The organism is Longimonas sp., from assembly GCF_046498435.1.
GTDB lineage: Bacteria > Bacteroidota > Rhodothermia > Rhodothermales > Salinibacteraceae > Longimonas.
Genome location: NZ_JAWOAR010000231.1, coordinates 1 through 9,244, shown reverse-complemented (window position 1 = coordinate 9,244; position 9,244 = coordinate 1). Strand labels below are relative to the sequence as shown.

Genomic DNA, 9,244 nt, shown 5'->3' with positions numbered 1-9,244 from the left:
CGTGATGCGATCAGAAAGACGCACGATCTGGACACGGCGCAGCGTAAAAGCCTCTTCCGACCGAAGAGCCTTCTCCAACTCATCTTGCTCAGAGTCGGTCAGGGAGCGAACAAACAGCGGAGGTCGCATGGCGTCAATCGCGTTTATTCCACGAACAGGACAAAACTTTTCATTGGTGCAATCCCAAAATGATCCGTTGAGTCTGCACTAAGCCTCCGCGAAGGCGAGCTATTGCCGGAGAAATCAGAGTTTTACCTGATGAGAGTAACACCGTGGCTAAGTCGCGAATATTTAGGTATGGCTGCTCCTTTGTCGGCATAATAATGAGTATAATTGGTTTAATAATAGTATTTATAATACATGGTCCAGAGCCGTTCCATTCATTCCCGTTTCCGTTTTAGAACGGTGTTGAGATGTCTCCGCTCCTTACTTATTCCACAGCAGAGCAACAAGCAAACAACAGACAGGCAAAGATTGCCCTCCAGGAGTACTCGGGCTTTCGCCCCGCCCCCCGTTTCGAGCACCCCATCCCCTTGATGTGAACATCGCCGATGCGATGAACGTCGGTTCATGCACACACGCCGTGCAGCCACGACACGGCCCTGAACCGAAGCGCCAGTGCATCGTAATGAGACGCCCAACCGGTACTGCTCCAAAGCTGCGTATCCCCATGAAACAGAACCATGTGTCTCCTCTGCATCGCACCGTCGGATTTGGCGTGCTGCTGCTCCTGTGGATGCTAACGCCTTGGGCATCCGCCACCGCACAGCCGAGCGACGATCCCAGTCCGCACAGCGAGGCCACGCTCGTGAGCGAGGTGGAGACGATTGCGCCCGGCGAGCCGTTTACCGTGGCTATGCATCTGCAGATGGACGACGGCTGGCACAGCTACTGGAAGAACGCTGGCGACTCGGGCATGGCCAGCAGCATCGACTGGACCCTGCCCGAGGGCTTCTCGGCGGGCGAGATCCAGTGGCCACATCCTACGGTGAAAGAGGAAGGCCCGCTCGTCACCTACGGCTACTCGGATGAGACCATGCTGATGGTGGAGATCACGCCGCCAGATGACCTGGAGCCCGGCACCGAGGTCACGCTTGCTGGACGCGGTGACTGGCTCATCTGCGAGGACATCTGTCTGCCCGCGCACGCCGATCTCGAAACCACGCTTTTGGTGGATGGGGAAGCGACGCCTGATGCCGAGTGGGACGATGCATTCGCACAAGCACGCGCTCAGCATCCGCGTCCGGCAGAGGGCGTGTCTGTGCAGGCATACCGCAGCGATGGCAGCTTCGTGCTGGAACTTGAGGGCGACGACCTCCCTGACGAGGGCATGCGCTTCATCCCCGGCGAGAAGCGCACCATCTCGAACACCGCGCCGCAGCCCGTCATGCACGATGGCGACACGCGCTACCTGGCGCTGCAAGCCTCCGAATACGCCGACGGCTCCACCGAGTCCTTGCGCGGCGTGCTGCTGGGTCCGGATGGCTTCTCGTGGAGCACGTCGGACCGCCCGCATCCCGCCCTGGCTGTGGATGCACCGATTGAAGGCGAGTTCACCGGCGATCTGTCGGCCTTGTCCGAAGCCGGAACGGGCGCGTCGAGCACGAGCCTGTCGCTCTGGGGCGCGCTGGGCTTTGCCTTCATCGGCGGGTTGCTCCTGAACTTGATGCCGTGCGTCTTTCCCGTCATCTCGCTGAAGATCCTGGGCTTCGCCAAAAAGGCAGGCGAGCAGCCCCGCATCATGCGTCGCCACGGCGGACTCTTTGCGGCGGGTGTGCTGGTGTCGTTCTGGGTGCTGGCAGGGCTTCTGCTGGCGCTGCGCGCGGCCGGTGAGCAGATTGGCTGGGGCTTCCAGCTGCAATCGCCCGGTTTCATCGCGCTGATGGCGCTGCTCTTTGTGGGCATCGGGCTGAACCTGTCGGGGCTGTTTGAGATCGGAATGAACTTGACCTCGGTGGGCAGCACGGTCCAGCAGAAGGCCTCGGGCTATGGCGAGTCGTTCCTGACGGGCGTGCTGGCGACCATTGTGGCTACGCCGTGCACCGCTCCGCTTATGGGCGCGGCGCTGGGCGTGGCGCTCACGATGTCGGCGGTGGAGGCGATGAGCATCTTTACGGCGCTCGGAGTGGGCATGGCCGCGCCCTACGTGGTGCTGTCGTCGGTCCCGGCGCTGTTGAACCGCCTGCCCAAACCGGGTCCGTGGATGGAGACGATGAAGCAGCTGCTGGCCTTCCCGATGTTCGCCACCGCCCTCTGGCTCGTGTGGGTCTTTGGGCAGCAGGTGAGCATCGACGGGGTGGCGCTCTTGCTGGGTGCGTTCTTGCTGCTGGGGCTGGCCGGCTGGGTGCTGGGCCGCTGGCCCGCGATGCAGGTGGAAGGCCGCACCTGGATGGCCTCGCGTGCGGTGGTCACGACCGTCGTGGTGGGCGCACTAAGCATGGCCATCCTCGGCGCAAGCACAGGCGCACCCGCCCCTTCCTCCGAAACCGGCGCTGCCGAAACCAGCTGGCAGTCGTTCTCAACCGAGCAGGTGGATGCCCTGCGCACCGACGGCACGCCTGTATTTATTGACTTTACGGCGGCGTGGTGCCTCACCTGTCAGGTGAACAAGCGCACCACGCTCAATGCCGAGTCCGTGCAACAGGCGTTTGATGACAAGGACGTGACACTGGTGCGTGCCGACTGGACCAACCGCGACGACGAAATCACCCAGGCGCTGGCCGAGTTCGACCGCAGCGGCGTACCGCTCTACGTGCTCTACCCGGGCGACGGCAGCGACCCAGTGGTGCTGCCCGAAGTGCTCACGCCCCAGATCGTGCTGGATGCGCTGGAGGAGTTGCCCGATACGGAGGGCAGAAACTCATCCCTGGCTCTACAGGAATGATGCGTTACAGGAATGATGCGTTGAGGTGACGCTGAAGACCGCAGCTTGCTTGATGGAACTCCTACCCACTCCGCAGGCTCTGTTGATGTATGGAGGTATGGAGAGGTACCGCAATCCTGCAACCGGATGTGGTATCATCCATTGAGGCAAATCCCCCTTGAGCCGCGGGAAGCGGCTATACACGGAGCGGTCTCCCGAGTGCTCCCACGGGAATTCGATGACAAGGCAACACAGCCTCACGTAGAGGTGTTCTGCCTCACAGTACACGACAAAACCTGAGCGAGCCTTCACAGAACCGGCATTCCCACGCCCCCGGCACGTCATCCCTCTGCCGACAGCTGTCGGTGCGTCGCGTGCTCACCATGACAGGTTTTGGGGGGACACAGATTTTAGGGGAACACAGAGTTTGGCACAGTCTCCGCCCCCTAACATTCAGGTGTGACAGAGCACTACGAGAGCCCGAGCACGATATCCATAATACGTCCTTCGAGGTCATACACGCGGTCTTCGTCGTTGTCGACGAGCGCGTTCTTCATTTTGCTGATAAGCCCGCGTAGCTTGTCCTTTTCATTGGGATGCAAGTGCCCCCCGTCAAGCTCTGCTTCAGCCATGTCGAGAAGCGACTTCACATCCGCAAAGTAATCCGAGTTCTTCCAGGCGGCGTCGGCGTCGGGGCTCGATGCGGAGGACGGGCTTGTATCATGTTGATCGGCAGACGACGGCCACGAAGTGGAGCCGGATGAAGACGGATCGGGTGTAGTCGAGGACGATTCTTCGGCCATGTCGAGGTCGCTCAGCCAGTCCACATCGTCCCAGTCGGTCTGGGCATCGGAGCCTGAGTCGGCAGATGCCGAAGCAGCGTACGTGGCTTCCACCTTTTTGCGCGACTGAGCAATGGCGGCCTCGTCGAGCCCAGCATGGGCTTGAAACGTGTGCTCAATGTCGGTGCCGGGAAACGTCACCGAAATGTCGAGCATGCCGTCGGGGTTGTAGACATACGTCACCTCGATGTCGTCGCTGTCGGCCTCCGGTGGGATGTCGATGGTGCGGCGGTCGAGGCGGGTAAAGCCCTCGGCTTCGTTGGGCCGCTCGTTGACCTCGGCCTGGAACGAGTCCGACTGCGAATCCCGCTGATACACCGCCAGCGTAATGGATTCTTGGCCTTTTACCGCAGTGGTATATTCGCGTGTGTATTCCTGTGAGACCTTGCTGTTGGTAGGAATGATCTCGGAGTACTGTCCGTCGACGAGCTGTCCGTAGTCGCGGCGGACGACCACGGTGCCGAGTGAGAGCGGGCACACGTCCTGGATGGTGCGATCGGTGGTGCCGTCGAGCATCGCCGTTTGCACCGCAGCGCCCAGAGCAATGGCCTTGTCGGGGTCGATCTGCTTGTGGGGCACCAGGCCCATCACGTTTTCCACAAACTGCTGCACAAACGGGATGCGGCTGCTTCCGCCTACCATGAGCACCCGGTCGATGTCGGCGTGCGTCATTTCGGCATCATAGAGCGCCTTATCAATGGCGGCTTCGGTCTGCTGCACCATCGGGCGGATTAGCTCCTCGAAGGTTTCGCGCCGCACATCCACCTGCAAGTTGATGGGCTCGCCGTCTTTCACCATAAAGTACGGAATGTTAACGGTAGCGTGTGTGCTCACGCTCAGGTCTTTTTTGACCGCTTCGCATGCAAAGAGGAGGCGGTAATAGTTGCCCGAATCTTTGGAAATGGAGACGTTGTGCTCCTCTTCAAACTTCGACGCCACGTGCGCCACAAGCGCCTGGTCGAAGTCCTTGCCGCCAAGGTCCGTATCGCCCGAGGAGGCTTTCACGTCGATGACGGTGCCTTTGTATTCCACAATCGACACGTCGAAGGTGCCGCCGCCGAAGTCGTACACGAGCAGGGTTTCGTTGCCGAGGTCTTCCTCGTAGCTATACGAGAGCGCGGCGGCGGTGGGCTCGTTGATGATGCGTTCCACGCGCATCCCAGCAATCTCGCCGGCCTGTTTGGTGGCGCGTCGGGCGGGATCGGGGAAGTTGGCAGGCACCGTAATCACGCATCGATCTACCGTTTCCCCCAGCTGCTGCTCAGCGCTCTTTTTGAGATGCGTAAGGATCTGCGCCGACACCTCGGCAGGCGTAAACTGCTGATTGCCCACGGTGAACTCCACGTCCTCGCGCATGTAGCGTTTTACCTGCTCCACGACGAGCTCGGGATCAGACTGCGCGATGGACTTCACGCCTTCGCCTACGACAGGCTGGTTGGTCTTCTGGTCGAACCCGAAGTAGGAATCGACGATTTCGTGGCCGCGTGCATCTTTGAGGATGCGGGGTCCCTCCTTCTCATCGAAGATTGCGATCTCGGATGTGGTGGTGCCCAGATCAATGCCAACAATTGCCATAGAGACGCACGGAGACCGATGATGAAAACCAACTGATAACAACCAACAACTTATGCTGTGGAAAAGGAGAAGCGGGAGCAAGTTTCCACAGTGTCTGTGTTCCTCCACAGATTCCCGCGGACTTGGGCACGGGGAGCCGTTATTGCAAAAGAAAACAAATAAACAGTAGACTGTTAAGCGATGGCAGGAGCCAGAGCGATAATCGCGGCTGCCAGGCGCTGGTCGAAGTGCGGTTCGGGGACCAGTGCATGGGCCAATTCGCGAAGGTCGCTCGTGGGAATCGGGGTTTCAACGAGCGATGGGAGCATGTCTTGCAGGCGGACAATGCCCGACTGTGTGCGGCGCCACTCCACGTAGCGGGGCTGCACAAGGCGAAGCCAGGCATCGGCCAGTGCACTGATGTTGGCCGTGTCTTCTGCCGTGCCGCGTAAATGAGAGAGCACGAAGTTACAGTATCGCTTGCGGTCAGGGTCCGAGGTAGTGCTCTGATAGTGCGTGCACACGTCGTTGAGCAGAGTGAGCGCGTGGCGGGCTTTGTGTGAGAGTAAGTCGCGCTCATGATGACGGAGGGCCTTCATCATAGAAGTGAGGGCTTTCTCAACAGGCTCCCAGTTCGCAAACGCAGTGTCGGCATTCAGCGACTCAACGTGAGGGAGGCGGGTGCGGAGTTGGGTAGCAATGGCATCGAGATGCGTAAGACACGTCCATGGAGTTGCGTGCAGCGACAGGGTGCCGGGGGCGGAGCGCTTCTCGTGCATGAACACCCAACGCGGTGCACGCTCGGACGTAGCACGAATGCAGAAAAATCCCCATGGCGCATCGCCGCGTACCACGCTTACACGGCTCCAGGCGGAGGCCGAGAGCTCGGCCACCTGCTCATACACGGGAGGGGAGATGAGTGGGGGAGCCTCTGCATCGGGGGAGTCGGTGACGAGGGCCCGCACAGGTTGAAATGCGTCGTTAAGCGGGGCGGCTCCCTCGTGCTCACGGTGGTCAAAGTACTCTTCGATCAGGGCATCTGCATCCACATCCTGATCGTCTTCCGTGGCCAGGTCGTCGAAGGTATCGACCATGGTATTGGGCAGCGTGATGTTTGAGCCGAGCAAGTTGTGCGTAGCACGATGCCGCTCAATGAGAAGGTCGCGTGTTTGCGTGCGGAACGGGGGACTGTTATCGGGCCAGTGTACCTCGATGGCGTCGTGCGGGCTGTTCATGCGGTCAACGCGTCCTACGCGCTGTTCGGCAATGCGAATGACGCTGGGCGTATCGAGCAAAATTACAGCCGAGGCTCGCTGCAGGTTGAGTCCTTCGCTCATAGCGTCGCTGCACAGGACAAGGAGGCGTGTTGCGGATCCGTCGAGACCCAGCCGCTCGGTAAGGGCACGCCGCTGGGCATTTGTTAGCGAGCCGTCGGCAACAACAATCTCGGTGGAATGACTGGCGTGCTGCAACGCATGGTGTAGGTGCCGAAGCGTAAGCGGACGCGAATCGAACACCAAGAGAACGGGATGCTCCTGCTGTACAGAGCGGATCTGGCGAATGCGCGCTTCGGTGCGAGCCGCAGACATCTGGCGTGCACATTCACTGATTTTACGAAGCAGCGATTGCTCGCGGTCAACCGTCTCGTCAAAGTCGGTGGTAAGCCATGCAGGAAGAGAGATGGAAAGCGCATTTTTTGCAGTTGGAGGCTCTTGACGAAGTGCGTCCAGCGAAGTTAAGAAGTCCCCACTTTCGGTCTTACGGCCAGGTGGAAAGTCCAACATAGAGGCCGCTTCTTCGGTGCCATGGATCATTTCAAGCAGGGCGGCTCGGGACGATTGCATGGCGCTTCGTACAAAGTACCCAACGAGTCCACGAGCGGCGTTGCACATCTGCTCGAAGAACTGCTCTTCCTTATCGAGGGGGCCGCGAATGGATTTGGGAGGCGTTAAGTAGATCCATTGCAGCCCACGTAATCGCCTGGCATAGTCGGCAATCTGTACAGCCAGGTCGCGGTCGGTATGGGTCTCGCCAGTCGGGTAGGTTTTGCAGCGATGCTCAGGATATTGGCAGAGGCGTCCGTTTGCATCGCGGTAGCCTTCCGGGTTGCGCTCCACAAAGCGGTTTAGATCGCGTTTCGTGCGGCGAATGGTGTACTGTCCAACAATAGACCGCAGATCGTCGATCTGTGCTGGTTCAAGGCGTCCAGGCTGATGGGCAAGTGTCTTGTATGTATCGAATTCGTCGTCGGAGAGGGTGTCGAGCCCCATCAATTCAATCATCCGCAAGAGATCCTTGGGACCTCGGTTAAGCGGCGTGGCGGTAAGCAGTCCGGTGTAGTCGGCCACGCTGGACGCAATAATTTTGCTGCGTTTTGAGTTGGTGGCGAGGTAATTGTGCGCCTCATCCAGGAAGAGAATATTAGTCTGCTGGATACGCGTGGCGAGCCGGTCGCGATGTGCGCCCTGCGAGAGCAGGCCGTGGGAGATGGCGTTGAGTGATTGTTGACCGGGAACGCTGTGCATCTCCAATGACCAGTTGTCGACGACTTGGGGCGGGCACACCACGGTGGTGTTTGTGCGGGGCCCTTGCCCGCGAGCCCACAAGCGATTCATGAGGCTGTAGAGCAGATGTGTACCTAACCGTGTTTTCCCAGATCCGGTGGCATCGGCCACGAGCACACTGCCGCGCGTGTCCAAAATCCAGAGCCCTTGTGCAATGGCCTGCTCCTGGTGCGGCCAAAGCGACTGGTTGCGCAGTAGGCGAGCAATGTCGGGGTAGCGTGTGATCCATTCGCCTTCGAGGAGCTCGGCTGCGCCTCGGGCAAGCGCTTCGGGCCACGTTACAAATTGAAGCAGATCATGCAAAAGCGCGCGTATCGACGCGCTACAATCGGTGGCATCGTCGCGAAACCGCTCGGCGATGGCGCGTAAATACCGGTAATCGTGCGTGTCTGCTGCGAAGCGCACGTTGGCCTCGCGCTGGCGGTGAAGCCCCATCTGCGAAAAGTTGCTGGACCCGATAAGTGCTTCTGTATCGCCGATATAAATCTTTGCGTGTAGATCGCGAGACTCGTAGAACCGGACGTGTCCTGTGTCGATGGCTGCGATGAGCCGGGTGATGCCGCGCCCGCTGAGCACCGAGATGCCCCGTTCCATCCAAAAAGCGCGTGCCTGTTCGTCCACGGGGAGTGTGTCAACGAAGGTGCCGCGCGTATCTGGCGTAGGCTGATTGCCCAACACAATCTCGATGGTGCGTTCCCCAACGTCGTGCCTGCTAAAGAAACGGGCCAGGTGGGCCAGCGAGGTGTATCCCGTCAGGAAAAGCACCTGCTCCGAAGCGGCAAACAGGTCGTCTAACCGGGTGCCTACGGTGCGTTCTGTTTCGTTGAGCGCAAATCGATGCGGGGCAGGCCATGTAGGCTCCGAGTTAGACGAGGCGGAATCAAACAGATCGCGTGGAGACGAAGACATGTACAGAAAGGAGATGACTGTGGGGCAGAGTAGACAGTTTATCAAAAAAACGAAGAGTAGAACGCGAGGGTCCCACTGAAGGGGTGCTGAACTCCACAGAAGAGGTCTCCCTTGATGACAGGCAGCCCGCGACGACGCGCCTGAAGGTCATTTCCGCTGGGGATGAGAAATACTGTATTCAGCTGGTTGAGACGCTGATTATAGCTTTGGGAGGAAGGCAGAACGGGAAATCAATCCGAACAGATAGATCGAGAACAGGTAGATCCGGTGTGTATTGAACATCCCCGTCGCCAGGGCTGCTTATACCATCTGCGCAGAATCGTCATGCAGATATTTAACAACTGACCTGTTCACGTTTTCACGGTACCCGACGCAAAATGACGGGCTCCTGAACAAACACATGGAGCCGCCTTCCCGAAGGATGGATCCCGGATCAGCGGTGCCAGGGGCACCTTGTCCGGGATGACACATTGGTACGTAGTGCTGAACGTTGTGTTATACGCAATGCCCCA

3 protein-coding genes are annotated in these 9,244 nt (G+C 59.4%); 1 reads left to right on the top strand and 2 read right to left on the bottom strand.

The features are described from left to right. Positions 1–670: 670 nt before the first annotated feature. Positions 671–2,884: a protein-disulfide reductase DsbD family protein gene (locus R6U20_RS08835; protein ID WP_410337491.1), complete on the top strand. Its 2,214-nt coding sequence runs from the start codon at positions 671–673 to the stop codon at positions 2,882–2,884. 449 nt (positions 2,885–3,333) lie between these two features. Here R6U20_RS08835 and R6U20_RS08830 read toward each other — a convergent pair whose 3' ends face one another. Further along, positions 3,334–5,280 (bottom strand): Hsp70 family protein, encoded by a 1,947-nt coding sequence (locus R6U20_RS08830; protein ID WP_410337490.1) that lies wholly within the window; start codon positions 5,278–5,280, stop codon positions 3,334–3,336. 173 nt (positions 5,281–5,453) lie between these two features. Beyond that, positions 5,454–8,732, bottom strand: a complete 3,279-nt coding sequence (locus R6U20_RS08825; protein WP_410337489.1) for an SNF2-related protein — start codon at positions 8,730–8,732, stop codon at positions 5,454–5,456. Positions 8,733–9,244 lie beyond the last annotated feature (512 nt).